The sequence below is a fragment of the Natrarchaeobaculum sulfurireducens genome (genome assembly GCF_003430825.1).
GTDB lineage: Archaea > Halobacteriota > Halobacteria > Halobacteriales > Natrialbaceae > Natrarchaeobaculum > Natrarchaeobaculum sulfurireducens.
The window spans coordinates 179,523-204,149 of sequence record NZ_CP024047.1; the positions used below are offsets into that span (position 1 = coordinate 179,523).

General features: G+C 65.2%; 29 protein-coding genes and 2 pseudogenes. 22 read left to right on the plus strand and 9 right to left on the minus strand.

Features of this window, described 5'->3' with window-relative positions; genetic code table 11:
- Positions 1–57 precede the first annotated feature (57 nt).
- Together AArc1_RS02065 and AArc1_RS02070 are read left to right on the plus strand one after the other, a co-directional pair.
- Positions 58–381: an EMC6-like membrane protein gene (locus AArc1_RS02065; protein WP_117362690.1), complete on the plus strand. Its 324-nt coding sequence runs from the start codon at positions 58–60 to the stop codon at positions 379–381.
- Between the two features lie 2 nt (positions 382–383).
- On the plus strand, positions 384–2,198 hold the full coding sequence (locus AArc1_RS02070; RefSeq protein WP_117362691.1) for a ribosome biogenesis/translation initiation ATPase RLI: 1,815 nt from the start codon (positions 384–386) through the stop codon (positions 2,196–2,198).
- Between the two features lie 32 nt (positions 2,199–2,230).
- Here AArc1_RS02070 and AArc1_RS02075 read toward each other — a convergent pair whose 3' ends face one another.
- From AArc1_RS02075 to AArc1_RS02085, 3 genes are all read right to left on the minus strand, one after another.
- Complete coding sequence (locus tag AArc1_RS02075) at positions 2,231–3,040, minus strand: hypothetical protein (RefSeq protein WP_117362692.1); 810 nt, start codon at positions 3,038–3,040, stop codon at positions 2,231–2,233.
- Positions 3,041–3,091: 51 nt separating this feature from the next.
- The gene (locus AArc1_RS02080) at positions 3,092–3,745 is read right to left on the minus strand and encodes a class I SAM-dependent methyltransferase (protein ID WP_117365731.1); all 654 of its coding nucleotides are present in this window, start codon (positions 3,743–3,745) and stop codon (positions 3,092–3,094) included.
- A gap of 141 nt (positions 3,746–3,886) precedes the next feature.
- A complete protein-coding gene (locus AArc1_RS02085) occupies positions 3,887–4,408 on the minus strand; it encodes an archaemetzincin family Zn-dependent metalloprotease (RefSeq protein ID WP_117362693.1) in 522 nt (173 codons plus the stop codon).
- Between the two features lie 39 nt (positions 4,409–4,447).
- Here AArc1_RS02085 and AArc1_RS02090 point away from each other — a divergent pair, with 39 nt between their 5' ends.
- The 5 genes from AArc1_RS02090 to AArc1_RS02110 all read left to right on the plus strand — a co-directional run bounded on the left by AArc1_RS02090 (position 4,448) and on the right by AArc1_RS02110 (position 10,341).
- Positions 4,448–4,852: a UPF0146 family protein gene (locus AArc1_RS02090; RefSeq protein WP_186336637.1), complete on the plus strand. Its 405-nt coding sequence runs from the start codon at positions 4,448–4,450 to the stop codon at positions 4,850–4,852.
- Positions 4,853–4,921: 69 nt separating this feature from the next.
- Positions 4,922–5,797, plus strand: coding sequence for a TIGR01548 family HAD-type hydrolase (locus tag AArc1_RS02095; protein ID WP_117362694.1), 876 nt, complete (start codon positions 4,922–4,924; stop codon positions 5,795–5,797).
- A 385-nt stretch (positions 5,798–6,182) separates the two neighbouring features.
- Positions 6,183–7,355: a tubulin/FtsZ family protein gene (locus AArc1_RS02100; RefSeq protein ID WP_117362695.1), complete on the plus strand. Its 1,173-nt coding sequence runs from the start codon at positions 6,183–6,185 to the stop codon at positions 7,353–7,355.
- A 34-nt stretch (positions 7,356–7,389) separates the two neighbouring features.
- Positions 7,390–8,706: a tubulin/FtsZ family protein gene (locus AArc1_RS02105; RefSeq protein ID WP_117362696.1), complete on the plus strand. Its 1,317-nt coding sequence runs from the start codon at positions 7,390–7,392 to the stop codon at positions 8,704–8,706.
- An 87-nt stretch (positions 8,707–8,793) separates the two neighbouring features.
- Positions 8,794–10,341 (plus strand): FAD-dependent oxidoreductase, encoded by a 1,548-nt coding sequence (locus AArc1_RS02110; RefSeq protein ID WP_117362697.1) that lies wholly within the window; start codon positions 8,794–8,796, stop codon positions 10,339–10,341.
- A 23-nt stretch (positions 10,342–10,364) separates the two neighbouring features.
- Here AArc1_RS02110 and AArc1_RS02115 read toward each other — a convergent pair whose 3' ends face one another.
- On the minus strand, positions 10,365–11,081 hold the full coding sequence (locus AArc1_RS02115) for a hypothetical protein (RefSeq protein WP_323368559.1): 717 nt from the start codon (positions 11,079–11,081) through the stop codon (positions 10,365–10,367).
- Here AArc1_RS02115 and AArc1_RS02120 point away from each other — a divergent pair.
- The 4 genes and pseudogenes from AArc1_RS02120 to npdG form a co-directional block, all read left to right on the plus strand.
- Positions 11,080–11,330, plus strand: a pseudogene (locus AArc1_RS02120) (hypothetical protein); the annotation flags it as partial. The gene AArc1_RS02115 and the pseudogene AArc1_RS02120 overlap by 2 nt on opposite strands.
- Complete coding sequence (locus AArc1_RS18890) at positions 11,307–11,462, plus strand: hypothetical protein (RefSeq protein ID WP_186336692.1); 156 nt, start codon at positions 11,307–11,309, stop codon at positions 11,460–11,462. The pseudogene AArc1_RS02120 and the gene AArc1_RS18890, both read left to right, overlap by 24 nt.
- A 90-nt stretch (positions 11,463–11,552) precedes the next feature.
- Positions 11,553–12,875 (plus strand): hypothetical protein, encoded by a 1,323-nt coding sequence (locus tag AArc1_RS02125; RefSeq protein WP_117362698.1) that lies wholly within the window; start codon positions 11,553–11,555, stop codon positions 12,873–12,875.
- 118 nt (positions 12,876–12,993) lie between these two features.
- Positions 12,994–13,662, plus strand: coding sequence for an NADPH-dependent F420 reductase (npdG, locus tag AArc1_RS02130; RefSeq protein ID WP_117362699.1), 669 nt, complete (start codon positions 12,994–12,996; stop codon positions 13,660–13,662).
- A gap of 138 nt (positions 13,663–13,800) precedes the next feature.
- Here the strand turns inward: npdG and AArc1_RS02135 are convergent, their stop codons facing one another.
- On the minus strand, positions 13,801–14,070 hold the full coding sequence (locus AArc1_RS02135; protein ID WP_117365734.1) for a thioredoxin family protein: 270 nt from the start codon (positions 14,068–14,070) through the stop codon (positions 13,801–13,803).
- A gap of 142 nt (positions 14,071–14,212) precedes the next feature.
- Between AArc1_RS02135 and AArc1_RS02140 the strand changes: the two genes are divergently transcribed.
- The 8 genes from AArc1_RS02140 to AArc1_RS02175 all read left to right on the plus strand — a co-directional run bounded on the left by AArc1_RS02140 (position 14,213) and on the right by AArc1_RS02175 (position 18,406).
- A complete protein-coding gene (locus AArc1_RS02140) occupies positions 14,213–14,857 on the plus strand; it encodes a universal stress protein (protein WP_117362700.1) in 645 nt (214 codons plus the stop codon).
- A 222-nt stretch (positions 14,858–15,079) separates the two neighbouring features.
- The gene (locus tag AArc1_RS02145; protein ID WP_117362701.1) at positions 15,080–15,241 is read left to right on the plus strand and encodes a preprotein translocase subunit Sec61beta; all 162 of its coding nucleotides are present in this window, start codon (positions 15,080–15,082) and stop codon (positions 15,239–15,241) included.
- 179 nt (positions 15,242–15,420) lie between these two features.
- Positions 15,421–16,047 (plus strand): pyridoxal 5'-phosphate synthase glutaminase subunit PdxT, encoded by a 627-nt coding sequence (pdxT, locus tag AArc1_RS02150; RefSeq protein ID WP_117362702.1) that lies wholly within the window; start codon positions 15,421–15,423, stop codon positions 16,045–16,047.
- A gap of 88 nt (positions 16,048–16,135) precedes the next feature.
- Positions 16,136–16,603 (plus strand): bifunctional nuclease family protein, encoded by a 468-nt coding sequence (locus tag AArc1_RS02155; RefSeq protein WP_117365735.1) that lies wholly within the window; start codon positions 16,136–16,138, stop codon positions 16,601–16,603.
- Positions 16,604–16,888 (plus strand): phosphoribosyl-ATP diphosphatase, encoded by a 285-nt coding sequence (hisE, locus tag AArc1_RS02160; protein WP_117362703.1) that lies wholly within the window; start codon positions 16,604–16,606, stop codon positions 16,886–16,888.
- 85 nt (positions 16,889–16,973) lie between these two features.
- Positions 16,974–17,318 (plus strand): four-helix bundle copper-binding protein, encoded by a 345-nt coding sequence (locus tag AArc1_RS02165; protein ID WP_117362704.1) that lies wholly within the window; start codon positions 16,974–16,976, stop codon positions 17,316–17,318.
- Between the two features lie 5 nt (positions 17,319–17,323).
- Positions 17,324–17,722: a hypothetical protein gene (locus AArc1_RS02170; RefSeq protein ID WP_186336638.1), complete on the plus strand. Its 399-nt coding sequence runs from the start codon at positions 17,324–17,326 to the stop codon at positions 17,720–17,722.
- Positions 17,723–17,812: 90 nt separating this feature from the next.
- Complete coding sequence (locus AArc1_RS02175) at positions 17,813–18,406, plus strand: L-threonylcarbamoyladenylate synthase (protein ID WP_117362705.1); 594 nt, start codon at positions 17,813–17,815, stop codon at positions 18,404–18,406.
- Between the two features lie 363 nt (positions 18,407–18,769).
- Here the strand turns inward: AArc1_RS02175 and AArc1_RS02180 are convergent, their stop codons facing one another.
- Positions 18,770–20,167, minus strand: a complete 1,398-nt coding sequence (locus AArc1_RS02180) for an RNA-guided endonuclease InsQ/TnpB family protein (protein ID WP_117365737.1) — start codon at positions 20,165–20,167, stop codon at positions 18,770–18,772.
- 292 nt (positions 20,168–20,459) lie between these two features.
- Between AArc1_RS02180 and AArc1_RS02185 the strand changes: the two genes are divergently transcribed.
- On the plus strand, positions 20,460–21,044 hold the full coding sequence (locus tag AArc1_RS02185) for a flavodoxin domain-containing protein (protein ID WP_117362706.1): 585 nt from the start codon (positions 20,460–20,462) through the stop codon (positions 21,042–21,044).
- 13 nt (positions 21,045–21,057) lie between these two features.
- Here the strand turns inward: AArc1_RS02185 and AArc1_RS02190 are convergent.
- A pseudogene (locus AArc1_RS02190) lies at positions 21,058–21,284 on the minus strand (restriction endonuclease); the annotation flags it as partial.
- Between the two features lie 74 nt (positions 21,285–21,358).
- Here AArc1_RS02190 and AArc1_RS02195 point away from each other — a divergent pair.
- Positions 21,359–22,057: a hypothetical protein gene (locus AArc1_RS02195; RefSeq protein ID WP_117365738.1), complete on the plus strand. Its 699-nt coding sequence runs from the start codon at positions 21,359–21,361 to the stop codon at positions 22,055–22,057.
- A gap of 91 nt (positions 22,058–22,148) precedes the next feature.
- Here the strand turns inward: AArc1_RS02195 and AArc1_RS02200 are convergent, their stop codons facing one another.
- Positions 22,149–23,378 carry a DHH family phosphoesterase gene (locus AArc1_RS02200; RefSeq protein ID WP_117362707.1) on the minus strand — a complete coding sequence of 410 codons (1,230 nt, stop codon included), beginning with the start codon at positions 23,376–23,378 and terminating at the stop codon, positions 22,149–22,151.
- A 61-nt stretch (positions 23,379–23,439) separates the two neighbouring features.
- Positions 23,440–23,889 (minus strand): universal stress protein, encoded by a 450-nt coding sequence (locus AArc1_RS02205; RefSeq protein ID WP_117362708.1) that lies wholly within the window; start codon positions 23,887–23,889, stop codon positions 23,440–23,442.
- Positions 23,890–24,048: 159 nt separating this feature from the next.
- On the opposite strand from AArc1_RS02205, the gene AArc1_RS02210 reads away from it, so the two are divergent.
- Positions 24,049–24,507: a universal stress protein gene (locus AArc1_RS02210; protein ID WP_117362709.1), complete on the plus strand. Its 459-nt coding sequence runs from the start codon at positions 24,049–24,051 to the stop codon at positions 24,505–24,507.
- Positions 24,508–24,627: the final 120 nt, after the last annotated feature.

Consider the following 24,627-nt stretch of genomic DNA (forward strand, 5'->3'; position numbering starts at 1 on the left):
CGGTTCGCTCATCACGAACCCGAACTCCTTTTCACCACCGACCACAGAGTCACGCCCATGTCGACCGAATCGATCAGCGACCGACGCGAGCATATTCGCTCGATCAGCGTGACGGCGCTGTCCGCGTTGCTCGGCGTCGGCGTGGCGTTCGCGTCCGTGTCCATTACAGGTGATATGGCCCCGGCGGACGCAGCGACCGACACTCGAGCGCTCGTGCTCGTGTTGGGGGCGATCCTGTTTCAGTACGTCCTCTATGACTTTACGAGCATCTATAGCGACGACGAGTTCGGCGTGAAACACTACCTGTTTATCGTGTTCATGACGTTCTCGTTCTGGTTCGTGACGTGGGGAATCTTGCTGACCGCCGAGTTCCACGCCTGACCATGGCAGACGATAGTATTGCCGTCGTCGACCTCGACCGGTGCCAGCCCGACCGGTGTAGCTACGAGTGTAAGAACTACTGCCCGCCGAACCGGACTGGCAAGGAGTGTATCACGCTTCGGGGCGAAGAAACTGATCAGGGTCAGCCCGAACAGGTCCACATCTCCGAGGAGATCTGTCTGGGCGAGACCTGTGGGATCTGCGTCGAGAAGTGTCCGTTCGACGCCATCGAGATCATCAACCTGCCACAGGAACTTCAGGATGACCCGGCCCACCGCTACGGCGAGAATGCCTTCTCGCTGTACGGCCTCCCGGCACCGCAGGATGGGCAGGTGACCGGTATCCTCGGCCCGAACGGGATCGGGAAGACGACCGCCGTCAGGATTCTCGCGGGCGAACTCGAGCCAAACCTCGGCCGTCACGGCGAGCCGGTCGACTGGGACGACGTCCTCGAGGCCTATCGCGGCACTGAACTGCAAGAATACATTGCGGACGTCCGCGACGGCGAAGTGACCGTCGCCCGGAAACCACAGTACGTCGACCAGATCCCGAACTCCTTCGACGGGAACACGCGCGAGTTGCTCGAGCGGACGGACGAACGCGACGCCTTGGACCACCTGGTTGAACGGCTCTCGATCGGCCCCGTCATGGACCAGTCGATCGACGACCTCTCCGGCGGCGAACTCCAGCGAGTCGCGCTCGCGGCGACGCTGGCTCGCGATACGGACTTTTACTTCTTGGACGAGATCACGCCGTATCTCGATATCGGCCAGCGTGTCACCGCCGCACGTCTGATCCGCGAACTCGCCGAGGAAGAGGACCGATCGATGCTGGTCGTCGAACACGACCTGGCGATCCTCGACCTGCTCGCGGACACGCTCCACGTCGCCTACGGTGAGCCCGGAGCGTACGGTGTGGTCACCTCGCCGAAGTCGGTCCGCAACGGGATCAACGAGTATCTCGCGGGCTATCTCGACAACGAGAACATGCGGATCCGGCCGAATCCGATCGAGTTCGAAGAACACGCCCCCCGGACCGAGAGCCGCGGCGAGACGCTCGTCGAGTATCCCGACCTCACCAAGCGCTACGGCGACGGCGAGTTCTCCCTCGAGGTCGACGGCGGCGAGATCCGCCGGAACGAAGTGCTGGGGATCGTCGGGCCGAACGGGATCGGGAAGTCGACGTTTGCGAAGCTATTGACGGGCAACCTCGAGTCCGACGAGGGCGACGCCGACCTCGACCTCGACATCTCGTATAAACCCCAGTACGTCACCATCGACCAGCACATGCGCGTCGATGCGTTCCTCTCGTCGATCACGAATCAGTTCGGTTCCTCGTACTGGAACACCGAGATCGCCCAGCCACTGCAACTCGAGCGGATCATGGAACAGAACCTCTCGGATCTGTCGGGCGGTGAGCGCCAGCGCGTCGCCATTGCCGCCTGCCTGTCGGACTCCGCCGATCTTTACCTGCTCGACGAGCCCTCCGCCCACCTCGACGTCGAACAGCGGGTCCAGGCGACGAGCGCGATCCGTCGCTACGCCGAACAGCAGGACGCGACGGTCATGGTCATCGACCACGACATCTACATGATCGACCTGCTCGCGGATCGACTGATGGTCTTCGACGGCGAGCCGGCCGTCCACGGTCGTGCGGGCACGCCACAGTCCATGCGTGGCGGCATGAACGAGTTCCTCGCGAACCTCGAGGTCACCTTCCGCCGCGACGAGCGGACCTCCCGGCCGCGGATCAACAAGCCCGACTCGCAACTCGACAAGCAACAGAAAGCCGACGGCGAGTACTACTACGCGCCCTGACGCGGCGGATCGAACCGCCAGCTTCGGACCCGTCAGTTTGCTTCTCGAACGAGTACTCCGAGACCGAACAGGACGAGTAATAGCCCGACGAGAGCGTAGCCGACGACCGCAGCCGAGAGGACGAGTCCGCCGGTCGCACCGACCACTGCACCGGCGGCGGCAACGATCGTCCCGACGAGCACTAGCCCCGCCCCCACGAGGTCGGCAGTCATCTCCTCGCCTGCCTCCGACGTCGCATCCGGTCGCTCGAGCGGGTCGACCAGCCGCCACTCGGGGCTGGTGTCGCGCTCGAGTCGGTAGCGCCCGGCCGAGAGCGACGACAGGAGCGCGTCGCTCGCGGTCTGTACCGACGAATCCCACCAGGGGTCGTCGTCGGCCTCGCGGTCCGTCCGCTGTACGTAGACGGCGTCACCAACCACGTGGTCGATCGAGGCGGCGTCGTAGCCGACGTCCTCGACGATCCGTGCGAGGAGGAACTCGCGGGACCACGGAATCGGCTTCTCGAGGGTAAACGCGGTCGATTCGCCGTGAGGGAGTGCGACTGTGAGCCGAACGGTCGTCTCGTCGACGGCACAGACGTCGATCACGCGGCCCTCGACGTACCCTTCAGGCGTGGTCATCACGTCGATTCGACCGAGTTCGTCCGCGAGGTCGCGGCTGGCAGCCTCGGTCGCTGCCTCCTGATCGTGTCGCTCGCCGCTGTCTCGAGCACTGCTATGGTGGTTGTCGGTCGGGACGCGGCGGTCGTCGACCCTGCCACGGGTGATCTCGATCTCGACCTCGCCGTCGTCGTCACTCGTTGCGTGTTCGTCTTCGGTCGGTGTGTCGGCGTCGTCGGTCACTGGTTCGTGTCGACTCGAGCCTACGGGGTCAAGCGGGGTAAGTCGTTCCCGTCACGTTCCGGTGGGGGTCGCCCGGACGACGGCGAACAGGCCGTCGCCGTGGCCCTCGCGGACGTCCACGTCGGCTCCCTCGGCCCCAGGTTCTGCAGGGTCGTCGAACACCGTCTGAAGCCGCCGCTCGACTTCGAAGCCGGCCGATTCGAGGGCCGAACACGCCTCGGCAGCGGTGAGAAACGTCGCCTCCGCGTAGAACGGATTCTCGTCTTTGTGGTCCTGGTAGACGGCACCCATCGGACTCGAGCGATCGAGTACGGCCAGGACGAGCGTGCCGTCGGGCTCGAGGACGCGTTCGAGTTCGGCCAGGGTCGTCTCGCGGTCGTCGACGAACGAGAGCACGGTGACGACGGTGACCACCTCGAGTACGTCGTCAGCGACCGGGAGGGCTTCCGCAACGCCGCGGACGGGGTCGATCCCGCGCTCCCGCGCTCGTTCGAGCGGGCTGTGAGCCGGATCGAGGCCGACCGAAACGCCGAGTGGGGCGGCGAATCGGCCGGTGCCGACGCCGACCTCGAGTGCACGACCACCGTCGAACGACTCGGGAAGAGCGCACTCGAGGGCGGCCCGCTCGGCGCGGTAAGCACCGCGATTGGCGTCGAACCATTCGTCGTACTCCGCGACCAGGTGTTCGAAGGGTGATCTGTTCATCGTCCACTGGTCACACTCCTGGAATAAAAACACTGGTACCGGTTCGGTCGGCGAACGCGAGTCGAGGCCGTCGACGATCGAGTTTCCCACAGCCGCGACGTCGAAGGAGGATCTCTCGGCTGCGTCGACGAGTTGTTGCGATTAGCTGATCAACCGTTGACAGCTGCCACAGAGGTTCTCCTCTTTGATATCGACTTCGCGGACGGTCGGCGAGAAGTTCATGACACAGCGGTTGTTGTCACAGTGTTCTAAGCCGTAGGTGTGGCCGATCTCGTGGACGATCTCTTTGCGAACGCGGTTCTCGAAGATTTCCGCGGCGCTTTTGTTCGAGAAGCCGCCGTCGCTCGAGGTCTGGAGCCGGTACGTCGAGACGACGCTGCCGGAGCCATCGAGATAGGCGAGGCCGAAGACGTAGTTACGCCGACGGTAGAAGAGGTCGTGTGGGGTGATCGCGATGTTCTTGTCGCCCCGACCGACGCGTTCGGCCAACTGGATGAACGGCTCGGCGGAGTACTGGTTCCGTCCGGAGTCGTACGCGCCGTTCGGGACCGACTGCGAGTCGTTGATCGAGACGTCGCAGTCGTAGACCGATCGCAGCGCTCCGGAGGCCGCCCGCTTGACCTCCGCGGGGACGCTTCCGACCGGCACGATGTCGACGAGCATGAAAAGGGCTTAGTCGCCAGGCGGCATAAACGTCCCGCCGTGTCCGACTCTCGCCGGAACCTGAAGGCAATAGTCGATTACCTCCTCGAGTACGACCACGTCGTCGAGGTGGGTATCGGTCGTCGGACCGATGTGGCGGCCCAACTCGTCCAAGCGGGGGTTGCCGTCACGGCAACGGACGTCTACCTCCGCGACGTCCCCGACGGCGTCCGGTCCGTCCGTGACGACGTCGTCGACCCCGACCTCGAGGTGTACGCCGACGCCGACGCCATCTACGCTCGACACCTCCCACCGGAGCTTCATCGGCCAACGCTCGAGGTCGCCAGGAAGGCCGACACCGACTTCCTGTTTACGACGCTCGGCGGCGACCAGCCTGCGATACCGGTCGAACGACGGACGATCCGGGAGGGGACGCTGTACGTGGCACGGTCCCAGCCAGGGTGAGGGGCTTCCGAGGTTCGATGGCGTCTGGAATCCGACCGCCTTTATCATTTCCGGACCGTTAAGCCAGGTATGAACGCAGACGCTGTCGTGCTGGACGTCGATGGGGTGCTCGTCGACGTCGCCGACTCCTACCGGCGCGCGATCGTCGACTCCGTCGAGTACGTCTACGACCGGACCATCCGCAAAGCCGACATCCAGCAGTTCAAGGACGCAGGTGGGTTCAACAACGACTGGGAACTCACCGACGCCGCCGCGCTGTACGTCCTCGCGACAGGCGAGGGGTACGACGCCTCGATCGACGGGTACACCGACGCCATCGCCGAGTCGGGCGGTGGACTCGAGGCAGCCGAATCCGTCGTTCGCGAGTCGATCGGCGCGCGGGCGTTCCAGCGCGTCGACGGGAACTGGGACCGTGACCGACTGCGCGACGTCTTCCAGCAACTCTACCTCGGCACAGCGCTCTATCGCGGTCTCGAGGGCGGCAACCCCGAACTCGAGACGCGCGGATTCATCCACGACGAGCCCGTTTTGCTCGAGGACGACGCTCGCGATGCGTTGCTCGGCGACTACGATGTGGGTATCCTGACTGGCCGTCCAGCGCCGGAGGCCGAAATCGCCTTAGAGCGTGTGGGCCTCGAGAGCGAGGTTCCGCTCGAGCACCGCTTTACGATGGACGACTGGGAGGAGGGAAAACCCCACCCGCGGGCGCTGGTGACGCTCGCAGAGCGTTTCGACGCCGAGACGGTCGTCTTCGTCGGAGACACCTTAGACGACGTTCGGACGGCCGTCAACGCGGCCGACGCCGATCCCGACCGGGAGTACCACGGCGTCGGCGTTCTCACTGGCGGACTGACTGGTGAAGAGGGACGGCAAAAGTACGAGACAGCGGGTGCAACGGCGGTGCTCGAGTCGATCAACGACCTGCCGGACTGGCTCGCCGACTGAGACGGGTTGTCGTTCCGTGTTCCTGTCAAACCTGCAACCGTCCGTCGGGTGTGGCGGGACTGACGGACAGTGATCCGTCTTTCGCTCGTTCGCTGTCGCTTTCTATCACCCGTCGTCGTCGCTATCGACATCCTCTCCCGGTGGTTCAGAACGTAGTCTACCGAGGTACAGCGAGAGTGCCTCGGGGCTTGACCCGAGGTACTTCACATTCGTGTCACACCGTTTCGACTGCGTTCATCCATATTGTCTCGTAGGGTCTGTTACAATTCTTTACCGGTGATCGCCGTCCCGTCAGAGCGGTCACCGGTAAAACGTTGTCCCGATCCGTGTCAATATCCTGAATTTAAACAAAAGCGAATTATCCCTGGGCTCTGATGAGCGAGGTATGAAGCTCGCGACAATTGGCGTCGGAAATGCCGGCAGCAAGATCATCGACCGAATGCTCGAGTTCGAGGAGGAGACCGGTCGGAATCTCTGCCGGCACGTTCTCGTCATCAACTCGGCGCGGACCGACCTGGCCAAACCCGACTACGTCCCCGAGGATCGGCGGGTCCTGATCGGTGATACCCACCAGAAGGCGAAAGGCCACGGCGTCGGCGGCGACGTCGAGGTCGGCGCGGAAGTCGCCAAACACGACATCGACGAGATCCGTCGAGCGTTCGACGACGTCGAGATCCACGAGGTCGACGCGATTCTCGTCGCAGCGGGGCTGGGCGGCGGCACTGGCAGCGGTGCTGGCCCGGTTGTCATCGACGAACTACAGAAGATGTACGACGAGCCGGTTTACGGACTCGGCATCCTCCCTGGCGAGTACGAGGGCGGCCGTCCGGCACTGAACGCTGCCCGCTCGCTGCAGTCGTTCGTCCGCAAGGTGGACAACTTCATCGCCTTCGACAACGACGCCTGGCGCGCCCGCGGCCAGACGATCGAGGAGGGCTACGAGCAAATGAACCGCGAACTCGCGATCCGGATCGTCACGCTACTCGCTGCGGGCGAGATCGACGAGTCCGAGGTCGCCGAGAACGCGATGGACTCGAGCGACATCATGCGCACCCTCGACACCGACGGCGTCTCCTCGATCGGCTACGCGTCGACGGCCATCCGCGAGGAGGGCGAGGGCCTGCTCGACCGGTTCCGCAACGGCGAGGAACTCGAGGCCGGCGCGACCGACGCTGCGAAAATCAAGGGGCTGGTTCGCCGGGCGGTCAACTCTCGGCTGACGCTTCCCTGTGAAGTCTCGAGCGCCGACCGTGCACTGGTCGTCCTCTCCGGGCCGCCGGAGCTGATCTCCCGGAAGGGGATCGAGAGCGCCCGACAGTGGATCGAGCAGGAAGCGGACACCGTCGAGGTGATGGCTGGCGACGATCCGCGACCGAACTCGCCGGAGCTTGCGGCAGTCGTCCTCCTCTCGAACGTGACCGAGACGCCGCGGATCAAAGACATTCAGAGCCAGGCCGTCGACGCCCAGGACAAGATCGAAGAGCTCGAGGCCGTCCGCGAAGAGGAGATCAACGACCTGATCACCGACGACGACGACAAACTGGACCCGGTCGTGTGATCCGGCCGATGACAATCTCCGGAGGACGATACCCATGAAACTCGCCCTCGTCGGCGTCGGAAGCGCCGGTGGTCGGATCGTCGACCGACTGGTCACTCTCGAGGAGTCGACCGGCCGGAATCTCTCGAACGGGAACGTATTAGTCTTCGATACGGCCGAGGACGGCTTCGCTGACCTCGAGTTCGTCCCCGAATCTCGCCGTGCCGTCTTCGGCGACACCCACCCCGAAATCGGCCCGGACGGGACCGACGGTGACCCAGACCTCGGCGTCGAGGTCGCCAGAGAGGACATCCACGAACTGCGTCGGGCCTTCGACGACCTCGAGTTCACCGAGGTCGACGGCGCGTTACTGGTCGCGGGACTGGCAGGCGGCACTGGCGGCGGTGCCGGTGCGGTGTTGCTCGAGGAACTCCAGACGGTCTGTGACGAGCCCGTCTACGCCCTCGGGGTGTTGCCCGCCGCGGACGAGCCGGATCGTAGTGCGTTGAACGCCGCTCGTGCGTTCCCGTCGTTCGTCGATATCGCCGACAACGTGGTGCTTTTCGACAACGAAAACTGGCGATCGACGCTCGAGTACGTCGAACCCAGTGTGGCTGCAGACGTCGACGCCGCCCGGACTGAGAGCGAGACCGACACGACAGTCGACGAGAACACAGCCGACGAGGATACCGATAGCGAAGAGACATCCGACGCCGAAGACGGCGAGGAGGCTGCAAGCGTGGTAAACTACGTCGAACTCAACCGCGCCGTCGCCACGCGGATTCTTTCGCTGTTCGGTGCCGGAGAACTCGAGTCGACGTCGATCGCCGAGAACCGGGCCGACGCGAGCGATCTGGCCCGCACGCTCGAGACTGGCGGTGTCTCTACGATCGGCCGGGCGGAACTCGAACTCGATTCGCCCGGAACTCGAGTTCCCTGGTTGCCGATCCCGTCGTGGCTTCCAGAGCGCCTGCGCTCGTGGCTCGAGGGTGACGCCGCCGAGGGGGGACCGACCGACGCGGCGAAGGTCAAACGCCTCGTCCGCCGGGCAGCCGACGGCAAACTCACGCTGCCCTGTGAGATCGACAGCGCGGATCGCGCGCTCGTCGTCCTCTCGGGGCCGCCGGATGCCGTCTCGCGCAAGGGCTTCGAGAGCGCTCGCTACTGGCTCGAGCGAGAGACCGACACCGTCGAAGTGCTCGCTGGCGACGAGCCGCGACCGCGTGCGTCGTCGCTTACGGCGACCGTTTTGCTCTCGAACGTGACTGCGGTCCCGCGGATCGACGCGCTCCAGCAGCGGGCCGTCGTGGCCCAGGAGTCACTCGAGGATGGCGACCGGGAGACGCTCGAGGACGGCGAGTTCATCTGGTGAGGTTCGTCCCGCCGCTGGTCGTTCCCCAGCCTGCGGCGCCCGCCCCGCCGTTTTTTGTCCGCGCTTCGTGTAGGTAACCGACAGTCCATGGCCGACTTTTCTTCCGACACCGACCTTCCCGGCGAACCGACCTCGCCCTGGCTGGCGAGTACGCCCGCAGCCGACGTCTCGAGACTCGAGTCCACCGAGTCGGTCGACGTCGCGATCGTCGGTGCCGGCATCGCCGGTCTCTCCACGGCGATCGAACTGCGCGAGCGGGACGTCTCCGTCGCGGTGCTCGAGCGCGACCGCGTGGCGACCGGCGTCACCGGGAAGACGACGGCCAAACTCACCAGCCAGCACGGCCGAATCTACGATCACCTCCGTCGGGAGTTCGGCCGCCGGGAGGCGAGCCAGTACGCCACCCTCCAGGAAGACGCCATCGACGCGGTCGAGGACCGTATCGACGAGCTGGGGATCGACTGTGGCTTCGAGCGCGTCCCCTCGTATCTCTACGGCGACGATCCCGAAGCGATCCAGCGCGAGACCGACGCCGCCCGGGCGGCCGGACTCGAGGCGAGTTACGTCACCTCGGTGCCACCGTTCGAGCGCGCCCAGGCGGCGGTCCGGTTCGACGACCAGGCCTGGTTTCACCCTCGAGCGTACCTGCTCGCAATCGCCGCGCAACTCCGGGCCGACGAGGGTGCGTCGCTTTACGAGGGGACGCGCGTTACCGACGTCGAGCCCGGACGCCGGCCCCGAGTGCGGACTCGATCGGGGACGGTGCGGGCGGATCAGGTCGTCCTCGCGACCGGGTTTCCGATCCTCGACCGGGCGGGCTACTTCGCGCGGATGCACCCGAAACGATCCTACGTCCTCGGCCTGCGACTCGACGGCCGCCACCCCGAGGGGATGTACTACCGCTCGGGAGACTCGTATCGGTCGGTTCGAACCCACCGCGACGACGAGGGTGACCTCCTGCTGGTCGGCGGCGAGAACCACAAGACGGGACAGGGTGGCTCGACGACCGAGCGCTACCGGCGACTGCTTCGCTGGGCACGCGAGCGATTCCCCATCGAGTCGGTCGACTACCACTGGTCGACCCAGGACTACGTTCCGGTCGACAGGGTCCCGTTCGTCGGCCGCCTCGGTGCTGGCGCGGAGTGCGTCTTCGTCGCGACCGGCTTTCGCGGCTGGGGGATGACCAACGGCGTCGCGGCCGGCGGACTGCTCGCGGAGCTTCTCACCGGCACGGAGCCGCCGGAAGCCGACCTCTTCGATCCGCTCCGATTTACGCCGAAGCCCTCCCTCGGGAAGACCCTCTCCGAGAACGCCGACGCCGCGAGCCAGTTCGCGACCAACTGGGCGCGCGCCCTCTTCTCGCCCGACCTCGCCACCCTCGAGCGCGGCGAGGGAACCGTCGTCCGCCAGGGTGGCCGTCCCGTCGCCTGCGCGCGCGACGCCGACGGCGAGGTGCACGCGGTCTCGGCGGTCTGTTCGCACATGGCCTGTCTCGTCGAGTGGAACGACGCCGAGTGTAGCTGGGACTGTCCCTGCCACGGCTCGCGATTCGCACCCGACGGCGAGGTGCTCGAGGGGCCGGCGAACGACGACCTCGCCGAATCCCCGTCCTCATCGCTCGAGGAGTGGGACTGACGGAAGTGGTCGCCGGACCGAGATCAGGGGTCGGTTTCCGTGTCGGGATCCTCCTCGAACGGCGCGTCAGCCGCCTCGGCTTCGGGGGCGACCTCGACGAACACCGAGAACAGCGCACCCAGCAACAGGCCGTACACCAGGTGGCCGAGGAGGCTCTCGAAGGCGGCGACGGGGAAGCTGGGGTCGCCGCCGACTGTGAAGGCGATCGACTGGCCGATCAGGGGGAGGATCGCCCAGACGGCGAGCCCGTAGACCATCCCGGCGAGCGCGAGCCGCGTCCCCAGCCCCAGTTCGTCGATGGCGTCCGTCGCGACGCCCGCCGTGATCGTCCCGAAGATCACGTCACGGGTGACCAGAACGCCGAAGACGATGCCGAGGACGAGCCCGTGTACGAGGTGAAAGCCCCAGCCGATCGTCCCCGGCTCGAGCCCGTAGATCGCCGGAATCGCGTCGGTGACGACGGCGGGATCGACCAGCCACAGGACCAGCCCGAAGAGAGCCGAGCCGACGACACCGCCGACGGCGCCGCCGATCAACCAGTTGAGACTGCCACCGAAGCCGTACTCGGTCGGGGTTGCGAGTTCGTTGCTCATGGTGGCCGTTCGTCGGATGCCCCGGAAAACCTCGGGCTTGCGGTCGTCGACCCAGGAGCTGCTGGGATCGACTCGGTCGTCGACGGACTTCCCCGTGGCAGTTCCCGGCCGGCAATTGAACCCCTCGCCGGTGATACCGTCGACCATGTCAGACCCAACACTCGAGGACGTCGAACGTCGCCTGGACCGTGCGAGTGATCTTGAGCCGAGGAGGCGCTGTCGGCGCTACGGACTGCTCGCGAAGACCTTCGTGCGCTCGGAGCCGATTCCGACGTCGACGAACAGCGTCGCCAGAAACTCCCGGATACGGTCGAGCAATGTATCCGTCAGACCGACGAACGCGACGCCTACGATAGCGAACTGGGGGCGGCGATGAACCCCGACGACGAGGACGCAGTAGCTGACGAGGTCGCTATTCTGGCCCTCGAGCGGTGGGTCCGACGGGCAGCCACAGCCCGTGATGGCGGCGTCGAGGGTCGATCGCCGACGGTAATCGATGCCTACAGCGGTGTCAGAACGCGGTACTGAGGTCGTACTGGGAAGCGTCGTCGTCCAACGATGCCTTGCGTATGCAACCGTCTGCGCGCTTTTTGTCGGAATCATTGAGTACCCTGGGGCATGGACAATCCGACGCGACGCCGGCTGCTGGAAGGCGTCTCCGTGGCCACCCTCGTCCTTGCGGCCGCCGGCGGGCCGGTTGCCGGTCGCGAGTCGACCGCCGCCGACGGGACAGGGACCATCGAGGTATCGATCGTCGAGACGGACGCCCCCGTTCCCGCGGGCGAGTTTCTCCGCGTGACGACGGAACTCGAGAATACGGGAGCCGAGGACGTCCGCCTCGGTCTCGAGTTGCTCGTCGGCGAGGCCGAAGCACGGATCGAACGCCGGGAGCTAACGGTTCCGGCCGGCGAGACGCGGACGGTCCGCCAGGGCTTTTTCACGTATCCCGTACCGAGAGACGACGAGTTCCCGGTCCGCGTCGTGACTGACGTCGGGACCGCCGAGATAACGGTGTCCGTCGTGGGTGCTTCGGCGGTGCCCGACTCGAGTCCCGACGACGAACTCGCCGTCGAGCCCGGCACCGAGGTCTTCTTCGAAGCCGGCGCGATCGACCCCGACGGCGTCCAGCAGACCATCTGGTGGGTCGACGGCGAGCAGGAGTCGAGCGGCGTCGGCGGTCCCTGGGAGGCCGCCTACTACGCCGAGGCCGGTGCCGACTACTTCCGCTACACGTTCGACTCGACGGGGACGTACGACGTCGCTGCAGCCGTTCTTCCCGACGACGCCGACGAGTCGTTCGTCGCCACCTGGACCGTCGACGTCACTGCCGGGGGGAATACTTCACCGACGATCGACGACCGAACGCCTGCTCAGGACGTCCTCGAGATCGCTCGCGGCGAGACGTACACCGTCGAGTTCACTACGACCGACCCCGACGGCGACCTCGACCGCGTCGTCTGGTGGCTCACCCAGGCCGATACGATCCTCGAGATCACCGACCTCGAGGGTGCCACGGACACCGCGTCGCTTACGACGGACGCGTTCTGTCACACCTGTAACGTCCAGCCATGGGTGATCGGCTCGGATGGAACGTTCACCGCGGACGAGGGCTGGCAACTGCTGGACGGCGACGACGCCCCCGACGCCGGCCTCTCCGTCTCGATCCGCTCGACGAACTCGCCGGTCGACGCCGGCGACGTCCTCGAGGTGATCGTCGACCTCGAGAACGACGGCACGACGTACCGGGAGGACGAACTCGACCTGATCGTCGGCTACGATCCCGAACGCGTCGACACCCAGCCGGTTTCACTCGACGGCGGCGAAAGCGGGGCTGCAACGCTCGAGTTCGAGACGGCGGCCGTTAGCCAGGATCAGTCGTTCCCGGTTCGCGTGGTCGGGGCCGATGACGAAGCCGAGGTACCGGTCCAGGTGCTCGCCTGAGCCGGAGTCGGCTGAGACGACGGCCGTCGTGGGCCCGGGCTCGGCACCAGCGACGAACTTCCGGCCAGATCGGCCGACCTCCCGTCCCTTTATTCGCGTTCCGTCCCCAGAACGTCGTATGCGAATCGCACTACTCGGCGGCACCGGCGACATCGGCGAAGGACTGGCACTTCGGTTTGCGCGCGATACGGACCACGAACTCCTCATCGGCTCGCGCGATCCCGAGAAGGCCCGCGAGGCGGTTTCGGAGTACGAAGCCGACCTCGAGCACCGCGGCGTCGACGCCACCCTCAAGGGTTTCGTCAACGAGATGGCGGCCGACCGCGCCGACATCGTCGTCCTCTCGGTCCCGCCGTATCACGTCGGTGACACGGTCGAAGCCGTCGCCGACCGCCTCGACGAGGACACGATCCTCGTCACGCCCGCCGTCGGCATGAAAGGCGACGCGGACGGCCTGCACTATCACCCGCCGGGCGTCGGCAGCGTGAGCGAACTCGTCGCGAACCGCGCTCCCGACGGAGTTCCCGTCGTCGGTGCGTACCACAACCTCGCGGCCGGCAAACTCGCCGACCTCGACGTGACGTTCGACCTCGATACGCTCGTCGTCGGCGACGACGCCGACGCGAAGAAACTCGTTCGGGACCTCTCGAACGAGATCGAGGGGCTGCGCGCGCTCGATGCTGGCCCGCTAGCCAACGCTGCGGAGGTCGAGAGCGTCACGCCGCTGGTCATCAACATCGCGAAGTACAACGATGACATGCACGACGTCGGCGTGAAGTGGGTGTAACGCTCGACTGATGCCAACGTCGGGCTCTCGCTCGAGCTCGTCGGTGCCGGTCAGTCGTTCGGAGAGCCGACTCGTTTCGGTGTCGTCACTCTCGAGTGAACTTCGGCGAAAAACCGATCGGTCGAAACGTGGTCTGCTCTAGGCGCCGGCGGACTCGAGGGCGTCTTCGATGTCCTCACGCTGGGTGACGCCGACGAAGCGCTCGACGATGCCGTCGTCGTTCTCGATGACGAGCGTCGGCAGCGAGCGTACCTGATACTCGTTGGCTACGTCCTGTTCTTCGTCGACGTTGATCTTCTCGACCTCGAAACGGCCCTCCCAGTCGTCCTCGACCTCCTCGAGGATGGGGTCCTGGGTCTTGCAGGGGCCACACCAGTCTGCGTAGAAATCCTTCAGTGTGACAGTCATCGGTTCACTGCTAGGTTCCGACGCGGCGCGCATAAGGGTTTCCCAGTTGCGTGCGACTCTGCCATCCCGTCGAGTGGCGGTCGTTCTCACCGGCCGACCATTTTCCCCGTTGTTTTACGTGCTGTCCGTCCAACCGGCGGGTATGTACGACACCGTATTGATTCCGACCGACGGAAGCGAACCTGCCGCCCGCGCGGTCGAACAGGGACTCGAGATCGCCGACCGATTCGACGCCACGTTGCACGTGCTGTACGCCGCCGACCTCGACGACCGGACGCCACTCGACATCTCCTCGAGTCAGGCCGCCGAGTCGATGCGCGAGTACGGCCAGCAGCTTACCGGCGGCGTCGCCGAGCAAGCGCCCGCAGGCCTCGAGGTCGTTCGGGCAGTCGAGGAGGGCGACCCGCGAGAAGTGATCCTCGAGTACGTCGACGAGCACGACATCGACGTCGTCGTGATGGGGACCCATGGCCGGCGGGGGCTCGACAAACTCCTGTTAGGCAGCGTCACCGAACACGTGATGCGAAACGTCACGTGTTCTGTTCTCGTGACACGCGCCGAGCCGGGCGAAGAGCCGGTCGATAACGCCAGCGCCGCCATCGACGCAGCCAGAACGGCCCTCGAGTCGGCCGATGACGTCGACGCAGACGGCCTCGAACTCGAGGGCCAGCCACACGAGATGGGTGGCTACTGGATCGTCCACGCGGAGACGCCCGAGCGATCGTTCAACGTCCACATCTCGCGGGCGACCGGCACGGCCCGGATCGCAGACGTCACCGACGAGTGATACTGCCGGACAGAATTAGTGTCAGGATTCGCCACCATCGGCCCGCGAATTCTCTTCGGTAACTTCCGTCCGACAATCTGTGGCCCATCCCTCGCCGGGTCAGCGTATTCGGCGACCAGCGTCGGTTCGCAAGCGCCAGTTCGTCAGCGTCGGTACAGCGTTCCCGGCGCTCGAGCGACGGTGGGTCGAAAGGTTTAGTTCGGTCCTCACGTAAGGTCGGGTATGGATCGAGGACAGAATACCGGCGGACTCATGTCCAGTGCCGGGCTGGTCCGGTACTTCGACGCAGAGGACTCCAACGCGATTCTCATCAACCCCAAGACGGTCATCGCGACCGGTATCATGTTGGGCGTGCTGGTTCAGCTCCTGACGTTCGTCTCGTAACCGAACCGCCGCTTTCGACAGGCACACTCCACGACGAGCGGCCCGCTCGGGTCGACCTTCTGGTACACTCGACAACCGCAGAGCCGTGACGTCGTCGTCGTGACCGGAGCGTGACGCCGTCGCCGTCGTGACCGGAGCGTGGCGCGCTCTTTTTGTTTCCTTCCTCCCTAGCCGCGGGCATGACACTCACTGCGGGCGTCGTCGCCGTCCAGGGCGACGTCGAAGAACACGTCGCCGCCATCGAGCGTGCGGCCGACGAGCGTGGACTCGAGGCCAACGTGTATGAGATCAGTGAGTCGGGGCTCGCTCCCGACTGCGATTTGCTCGCGCTTCCCGGCGGCGAGTCGACGACCATCTCACGACTACTCCACAGCGAGGGAATCGCCCCCGAAATCCGCGATCACGTCGCCGCGGGCAAACCATTGTTTGCGACCTGTGCCGGGTTGATCGTCGCCTCGAGCGACGCGGGAGACGACCGGGTTGACGAACTCGGGCTGGTCGACGTGACCGTCCAGCGCAACGCCTTCGGCCGCCAGAAAGACAGTTTCGAGGCACCGCTGTCAGTCGATGGTCTCGCCGACCCCTTTCCGGCGGTGTTCATCCGTGCGCCGGTCATCGACGAGGTGGGTGACGCTGCGGTACTCGCGACGTGGGACGGCCGCCCCGTCGCGATTCGCGACGGCCCGGTCGTCGCTACGTCCTTCCATCCCGAACTGACCCTCGACAGCCGCGTCCACGGACTGGCCCTCTTCGAGAACGACGACGCAACGCTGCCGGCGCTCGAGTGCGACCGCCCCGATCGGTAACAGGCGTCTCGAATCGGTTTCTCTCGCTCCACCGTGCATGCACTCGCGTCCGGCTATGTTTTTCATCCTCGCCCCCGTCGAGTCGGGTATGCAGGCATCTATCGACGCGGTCCGCGTCGCGGGGACGCCCCAGGGACCGGTCCCGGTGGTCGTCCTGGCGATCGACGGCGAAGACGACGTCGTGCCGATCTTCATCGGCTTCACCGAGGCGACCAGCATCGCCCGCGGTCTCGAGGCCGAGGACATCGGCCGGCCACTGACCCACGACCTCTTACTCGACGTGATGGAGGAACTGGGTAGTCGGATCGACCGCGTCGTCGTCAGCGAGATCGAACAGCGCGGAAACGGCCAGGGCGGGACCTACATCGCCGATCTCCACGTCGAGACGCCTCGCGGAGAGACGGTCATCGACGCCCGTCCCAGCGACTCGCTCGCGCTTGCGGCGCGGACGAACGTCTCGATCGAGGTCACCGAGGACGTCTTCGACGACGGCCGAGACGACAGCGAGAAGTTCAGCCAGTTAGAAGACATTCGCAACGTCACCGGTGAAATGTAGATGGAGGATACGCTCGAAGACCTGTTTGCCGTGATCGAAGACCGCAAGGAAACGCTCCCCGAGGGCTCATACACCGCCTCGCTGTTCACCCACGAGAAAGGTGAGAACGCAGTGCTCGAGAAACTCGGCGAGGAGACCACCGAACTCGTGCTGGCCGCCAAAGACGACGACCACGACGAGATCGCCTACGAGGCCGCCGATATCGTCTACCACCTGCTCGTCTTGTTGTCGATGAAAGAGATGGACCTGGCCGACCTCGAGGCCGAACTCGAGGCGCGGCGCTGAACGAGCGGCTATTTTCGATTCGGGCCCTACGCCTTGCAGTCGACCGTGCCAGGTTCAAGACGCTGCCTCACGTCCGTCCATCGTCATGGCAGTACAACAGATCGAACACGCCGACGACCACATGCAGGAGTGTATCGACAACTGTCTCGAGGCCGCGCAGGTCTGTGAGTGGTGTGCTGACGCCTGTGCCGACGAGGAGGGGATGGCTCGGTGCATCCGACTCTGTCGGGACGTCGCCGACGTGGCGTCGCTGCACGCCCGCTGGCTGGCTCGCAACTCCGGCTATCACGAGCAACTGGGCGAACTCTGTGCCGACCTCTATGAGGAGTGTGCCGAGGAGTGCGCCCAGCACGACGACGACCACTGCCAGGCCTGTGCCGAGATCCTGCCGAACTGTGCCGAGAGCTGTCGCGAGATGGCCTCGACCTAACTCACGTGGACGCTCCGTTTCTCACCACGGCGGATCGCGTGCCAGCGAGCACCCTCGAAGACGTCAACGAACGGATCAGACAGGATATCGGCGACCGGCTGTGGTACTACGCCGACCGGCCCGACGAGATCGACGACCGCCTCGTCGAACTCGAGCGCGAGTGGGACATCGAACGCACGCTCGAGGCGAACGCCTCGGCTCTCGTGCTGATCGGGCTCGGACTTGGCCTGCGCGTCGATCGCCGCTTTCTCGCGCTCCCGGCCGTCGTCGCGGCCTTCCTCTTCCAGCACGCGCTCCAGGGCTGGTGTCCGCCGGTGCCCCTGTTTCGCCGACTCGGCGTCCGCACGCGACGCGAGATCGAAGCCGAGCGATACGCGCTCGAGCCGATTCGGAACGTCAACTGACAGCTCGGCCGGGTTCGTCGCTACGGACTCGAGGTCGACGGCTCGGACCGTGACGGTAGCCTTTTGGACGCGAACGCGCCACCCTCGCGTATGGACGAGGACGAACTCGAGCGAGTCGCGACGGCGATCCGGAACGGTGAACTGGTCGTCTACCCGACCGAGACGGTCTACGGGCTCGGGGCGGACGCCCTCGACCCCGACGCCGTCGAGCGCGTCTTCGACGCCAAGGGACGGGACCGCGACAAACCGATCTCGTTCGCTGTCCCGACGTTCGAGACGGCCGTCGAGGCGGGCTACGTGGAGGCCTCCGATCGCGAACGGGCGTTCGCCGACGACTTCCTCCCGGGCCCCGTAACGGTGCTCTGTGCGCGCCGCGAGCTGATCCCCGACGTGCTCACCGCCGGTCGCGACCGCGTTGGCGTGCGCGTCCCCGACTGTGAGCCCGCCCTCGAGCTCTGTACCCGTGCCGGACGGCCGATCACGGCCACCAGCGCGAACGAGAGCGGCCAGCCGAGCGCCCGCCGCGTCGAGGAGGTGAGCGAGCGGGTTCGGGATGCCGCGGTCGTCCTCGACGGTGGCGAGACGCCCGGCACCGAGAGCACGGTCGTCGACGTCTCGAGCGGGACGATCCACCGACGGGGCGCGCTGGCCGACGAGATCGAAGCCTGGCTCGAGAGCGAGTAACTCTCGGTCGGGGCTTTCGACGTCGTCGTCGGCCGTTTCGATCGTCAGGGTATCAGACGGTCTAGCGGTGTTCGTCCCGGACTCTTCGTCCGAGACACTGTTCTGCGGGATCTAGATGTGCGTCTAAAGGGAACAGCGAGAGTTCCACGGGTCACCCGACCCGTGGTTGTTTAGCACTTCGATCAGTCGGTCAGTCGTCCGCCGCGGCCGCCTGGTCGTGCAGATGGGTGCCGATCTGTTCGACCTCGTCGTAGAACACCTCGAGGTCGTAGTCCTGTGCCTGGATGAGCGCGCTATATCGGGGCGTATGACATCCTCCCCGGCGTGAACGCCGGAGTTTCCTCCGTGGAAGTCTCAGCCGGTCTACGATTTCCCGGAGGCAACATTCCTGTCACAGTGGACGGTACTCGGGTCTGTGCGCTGTCCTTTGGGACGGTGAGAGCGTGGTGACTCCAGCCATTCGTGGCTGTCCCACTCGAACCGCACGGGCCGTGCCATCGGCCTGACTGCCTTCTCTGTCTGCCGTTGACGAGACACGTCGTGTCTCGTTCGCCAATCAGAACTCTCCGAGTTCTGATGACGTCTCAGGAACGTTTCTGACGCTGTAAGGTCGGCGTGCCCCTCGAACCCACACGGGCAGGTGAGCGTGTCTTGATGGCGTATCGTTTGGTCTGTGCCGCCGCACTGCGGACACTCCTGGCTGGTCCATGCCTCGGACCTGACTTCCACCGAGATTCCGTATTCCTCGGCGGTACAGACCAGTCGCTCGGTGAATTGTTTGAACGCCCAGAAGTTGTGGGTCTTGGCGTTCGTCTCGACCGACCAGTGCGTTTTGAGCACGTCGGTCAGCCCACCGATATACACCGTATCCACACCTTCGGCATGCAGACGTTCGAGCAGGTCACGACATAGTGCTTCTTGGGCGTGATCGCGGCGACGAGTCCGTTTCCGGTACAGCCGCCGGATACGCTCACTACTGTATCGACCTTCCCGTAACTTGGACTGTAATCGGGAGATTTCTCGCGTCGTCTCGCGGAACCGCTGGAACAACTCCCGGCCCTCGTACAGATATTGCTCGCCGGTCGTCGTGGTACAGGCGACGAGATTGTTTGCACCAATGTCCAGAGCAGCCTTGTGGTCGGCCAGTGGAGCGTCCCGTGTCTCCTCAGAAACAGTTACGGGTTGCGAAGCTCGGAAGGTGCAATCAGTCTCGTCGTACCACAGTTCTAGTCGGCCTTGGTCTTCGTAGTCGGGCCAGTTCGGGTCGCCAACGACTTCTAGCCGGAGACGACTTTTCGGGCTGCTGTGCTTGTCTCGGAGTTCCTTTCCGACGACCATCTCAAGTCGGGAGCGGTCGCCCCATTCGACGGTGTATGCGTCTTTTCGGACAACGCCTTTGAGAACACGTCCGTCGTCCTCGTTACCACGGAAACCCGGTGGTTCCGGGTATTCCGTGACTGAATTATTCGACTCGTCGTGAAACTTCTTTTTCAATCGAAAGAACGAGCGCCACGCTTCGGTGTTTGCTCGCCGGACAGTTTGAGCGGTGGACGCACCGAGAACGCCTTTGTATTTGCCTTCGAGAGCGCCAGTGTCGGCCTCCCACACGTCGCCGTCGAAGCCGTCCTCGTCGTTGTAGCGCATGAGGCGCTGGTAATTGATTTCGTTCCAGAGAGCGGCGGAAGCGTCCAACAGGTCCCGTAGCACCTGCTCATCGTCGTCGGTGAGCGGTCGCACGGCGAACGTGTTGGTACGCTTCACGACAACAGACATTTGTATTTTATGTCTAATTGCCTTTTTGGACATAAATACGACCAAACATCAATACCTCATATACGCTAAACGGACGGGTGAAAGATTACGCCGAGGAACAGGATCAACCCCTCGAAGAGGCGTATCGAGAGCTTATCGAAGCAGGCCTTGAAGCGTTGGAGACTCAAGACCGGCAGTAACTCGGTGGTGTCTCACCGGAGCTAACGCGATTCACCCCCGCCCTGTTCGCTCCGTGCTGTCGACGGGGGTGTTTGATACACTTTGCGCCCGTCCGTGCAGTATGTCCGGGCTCGACAACGGCAGTGAGCCGACGATCCTCGTCTGTTATGGCTCGAGCGAGGGCCAGACCGCGACGGTCGCCAGACGAATGCGCACCGCACTCGAGAACGAGGGCCATCGCGTCACGCTGGTCGACGCTGCTGCCCACCCGGCGGACCTCGAAGTAGGATCGTTCGACGGCGTCATCGTCGGCGCATCGATCCACGGTGGAAGCCACCAGCGGCCGGTCACCGAGTTCGTTCGCACCAACGTCGACGTTCTGAACCGGGCTCCCTCGGCGTTCTTTTCGGTGAGTCTCACCGCGGCACGCGAAACGCCCGCCCAGCGAGCGCCAGCCAGGGGCTATATCGAGGAGTTCCTCGAGACGACCGGCTGGGATCCGGACGCGACGCTGGTCGTCGCTGGTGCGTTGAAATACAGCCAGTACGGGCGGCTCAAACGGCTCTTGATGCGCTTTCTCGCCGGCCGGTCGAGCGGCGACACCGACACCTCGCGGGACTACGAGTACACCGACTGGGAGGACGTAGAGTCGTTTGCACGCGAGTTCGCGACGCTGCTCGAGCCACCGACCGGCTCGACTGGTTGAGCCCGCACTCGGCTCAGACGAGGCCGACTGCATCCACGACGACGAGCCCGAACGTGACGACCGCGAGGATTCCTGCCACGGCGAGTGCGGGGTTTTCCATCGCCTTCTCGTGAAGCGCCATCGCGGCGTACTCCTCGCGGAACGTCTCGCGGTTCTCTTCGTCGTAGAAGGACTTCGTCTTCAACGCGAACCGTTCGGTGACTGCACAGCCGTACAGACCGGCTCACCCTCGAGTCGCTCGAGCGCCGACGACCAACCGACTCGGTCGCCGACAAGAGGCAGGCTTTTCCTCCGCGATGGGCAACCTCCCGGCGATGAGTTCCTTCGAGACCCACGAATCCGCACACGAGTCCGGCCTCTCGAGTCGCGAGGTCCGGGTGATCGGCGGCGCGAGTGGGCTGATGGCGGTGACGGTCGCGCTCATGTACGCCTTCGTCGCGACGCCGCTCGCGACGGTCAACGACTACCTGTTCGGCACCGCGCCGATCCTGGGCGTGCTCGTCTACGGGGCCGCCATCTTCGTCGGCGAACTGATCGCCGAACGCGGCGTCAAAGGCGGCGATATGGGCGTCGCGTTCGTCGGGACGGTGCTTCTGGTGTTTGCGTTCGCCATCTTCGGGGCCGGCGTGCTCTCGTTCGCGCCGCCGGAGACCCACCTGCAGATCCTCGGAGTGACCGTCGTCGTCACCGCCCTCGGGACGGCCGCCATCTCGGGGTACGTCTACGGCCGATCGATCACGTTCGAACACTGGGGCCGGTTCGCCAATTTCGCGTTCCTCGGCGGCATCGTCGTCATCGCCGTCGGCTCGTTCGTCCTGCCGGTGTTGTTACTCGTCGGGTTCGTCCTGATCTTCCTCGGATTCCTCTTGCGACTCGGCTACGAGATCTGGGAGGTCCGGGATCGGCGCAACGCCTCGGTGGCGCTGCAGACGATCGGCGTCTATATCGCCGTCGCCGGTGTCTTCGTCCACGTCCTGCAGCTCGTGATGCGATACGTCCTCTCGCAGGACTGAGCCGGACTGGCGTCGGCCGACCCCGACACAACCGCACTTCCTGTCGTTTCACGGTCTCTCTTCCTCGCTCGTCCGAACCGGCTTCGTCTCCTTACGCGTCGGTCGCGTCGTCCTCGAGTTCCTCGTCGACGACGGCTTCGAACGCGTTCAGGATGGTCCGCTTGGCGACTGCACCACGGGTGACCCAGTGGTTTGCGTAATCGAGCATGTCGTCGTAGATGTCCGGCTTACAGCCCGCAGCCTTGGGGTGGCCGCCACCGTTGACCTTGCCAGCGACCTCGTGGCAACGCTCGAACTCGTCGGTGCCGCGGATGGACGCCGAGCCCGCGGGTTTGACGACCACCGACGCGTCGGCCCCTTCCTCGCGCATGGCCTCGGCGACCTCGTTTTGCGAACAGCGCCCGTAGGTGACGCCGACGGTGTAGCCACCGATTTCGCGGAACTCCGCGCGGGTGACGGCCTGGTCGATCAGCGCCTCCTTCTCGACGCGTCGCTCACGGATGAACTCCTGGACCCACTCGGGGAGGTCGACGCCGTACTCGCGGACGACCTCGACGTACTCCGCGGGGTCGGTCCAGTAGGCGTAATCCGCCAGGTCGTCGCTTCGGGGGTCCTCGCGCAGCCAGAGGTCGTGGTCGCGGGTTACCGCGGCCAGTTCGTCGTACATCGCCGAAAACTCGTACTCGAGCGACCGATAGACGACGTCGGCCGAACACTCCTCCTCGGAGTCGCCGACGACGAGGTCGACACCCGCCTCGCGGACTGCGTCGGCAACCTCGTCGTCCCACTGGTGGTGGTCGTACCACGCGACGTGAGCCGCGGTCTCGAGTGCGGCCTCGAGTTCGTCTTCGACGTACTCGTAGCGGTCCGGCGCGAGGTCACACACGTAGCAATCGATGCCCTCGTCGCCGTACTCGGCGACGCGAGCGAGCGCGTCCTCGACGTTGTGCGGACTCGCCGGGATAAGCGCGACCGCGTGGGGTGTTGGCTCGGCCTCGGAGATCGGCGCGTCGGGTTCGAGGGCAGCCGCGTCGGCGTCCGTCGCATCCCGGTCGGGTTCGTCGGCTGTGTCCTCGTCGTCTTCGTCCGGCTCCGGAATCTGCTGGACGTCGTCGTAGGCCTCACGGATCAACGCGACACAGGCCAGACCGTCGGCGTCAGCGTCAGCGACGACCGCCACCTCGGCCCCCTCGAGTGCGGCGGCTACCTGCTCGTCTTCGACGTCTTCTTCGAGCGAGTCGGGGAGAAAGAACCCGGTGCCCGGCAGAACCGACTTGCGGGCGAGTGGCAGGTCGCCGCTGTCGATAAGTTCGTCGTACATACCCGTTTCTGGGCGGCCCCGAGGGAAGTACCCCCCGGTCTCGAACGCACGTCGTCCCGTCTCAGGCGTCGACGTTCGCCTCGTCGGCGGGCTCGAGCTGGCGAACCGTCAACACTGGCACCGGCGACGTGCGGACGACACGTTCGGCGACGCTCCCGAGCAGGAGCCGATTCTCACCGTGGCGGCCGCGCGTTCCGGTCGCGACCAGATCGGCGTCGACCTCGCGGGCGTACTCACAGATCTCGTTGGCCGGTCGACCCTGACGGACCGCAGTGATGACTTGCTGATCAGTGCGATCTTCGACGGTTGCGAGTGCCGCGTCGGCGGTGGTCTCGAGGGCGGTTCGTAACTCCTCGCGGAGCTGTTCGGGCGAGGCGTCGACCTCGCTGGCGTCGACGACTGAAAGCGCGTGGACCTCGGCACCGAAGCGGCCGGCGAGGTCGAGCGCGACGTCGACGGCCCGTTTGACGCTTTCCGAGCCGTCGGTTGCGACCACGACCGTATCGAACATGGCCGGCGATTGTCCCCGCGGGGGCTTAAACACCTGCGGTGGGTCGTCGGGCCGACGGTCGTGTCGCCTTCGGTGGGCCACCGGACCGACGGTCACGCCACTCGAGTCCGCCCGTCTTCGGGGGGAGGCTTTTTTGCATCGGACGACTCACTGGCGCGTATGGACGATAGCGTGCCGTTTACCGTCGAGACCGTACTCGCGCCGGTCGACGGCAGCGACGAATCCGTTACCGCCCTCGAGTACGCCGTCGCGGTCGCCGATCGGTACGACGCGTCGGTTCACGCCCTGTTCGTACTCGGTCGGGGCGTCATCCAGGGTATGAACGCCGGTACGGTCGACGAGGCCGACGTGGCGACGAACACTCGGGAGTTCTTCGACGGCGTCAGACAGATTGCAGCCGAATCAGACGTTCCGCTGATAACCTCCGTCGACGACGGCTTCTCACAGAGCATCAAGACGCGACATCCGGGGAACGTCGTCCTCGATACGGCTGATCTCGTCGATGCCGATTTCATCATCCTGCCGCGCGAGTCGGTGACCGACACGTCAGCGGACGTCCTCGAACAAGCCGCCGGATACGTCCTTTCGTATGCGAGCCAGCCCGTTCTCTCCGTCTGATACCCGTCTGCGCTGAAGCGAGACGGGATACTGATTCCCCGCTTCGCCGACCGTTGTGGACGCCCGTCGTTCGGCGTTACTCGTTGCCGAGCCGGATCGCCATCTCCTGTTCGAAGCTCT